1 protein-coding gene is annotated in these 662 nt (G+C 31.7%); it reads left to right on the top strand.

Going from position 1 to position 662, the window contains the following annotated elements:
- Positions 1 to 137: 137 nt before the first annotated feature.
- Positions 138 to 623: a DUF6714 family protein gene (locus ACT3QP_RS14990; protein ID WP_444526054.1), complete on the top strand. Its 486-nt coding sequence runs from the start codon at positions 138 to 140 to the stop codon at positions 621 to 623.
- The last annotated feature ends 39 nt before the right edge of the window (positions 624 to 662 follow it).

Raw genomic sequence — 662 nt, 5'->3', positions numbered from 1 at the left:
GAAAGTACTCCCTCCAGCTTAAGAGTGACTACGTTTTTTTAGGGTTTATCTGCATATTGTATTCATGATCGGTGCGCTATACAGACATCGAGCTGCTAGTATTTGTCATAAGCACTCTCATGGAAACAGGTGTCTAAATGTCAAAAATATATGAAACAGAGCTTTTAAAAAGACTTCCAAAAGCTTTTAAAAACCGCATTAGAAGCCCAATCAAAACTGAATCAAAACAGATCAGTATCTATGATATGGAGTGTGTTGAGAGATTGACGGAAAAGAATTGGAAAGAAATTACAGCTTCTTTTTTAGAAGATAATAGCTGTATAAACTTTTTATCTTCTGTTAATTTTAAATACTATTTGCCAGCAATAATTAATGTTAGCTTAATGGAAGATGCAAAATACCTATTAGCTATTGAGATTATAATCATAATGCTTGATAGACCTGCAGATATCAATAATTGGGATGAAGATTTTATTTCTAAATGGTCGGGATTGAGAATTGAAGAATATTTTCTAATTCAAGATTGGTTATTTTGGCTTTGTTACGCTAGAGAAGACGATACTTCATCAATATTACGAGCGATTGAGACTATCGAATTACTGATATTAGAGATGGAAAATTAAAGTAACTTTACTTAAGACAAAAATTAGATAAGACAAACC

Source organism: Psychrobacter sp. AOP7-B1-24, from assembly GCF_052376215.1.
In the GTDB taxonomy this organism is placed as follows: Bacteria; Pseudomonadota; Gammaproteobacteria; order Pseudomonadales; family Moraxellaceae; genus Psychrobacter.
Note: the sequence above shows the minus strand (reverse complement) of the source record. Positions and strands in the feature narration are given on the sequence as shown.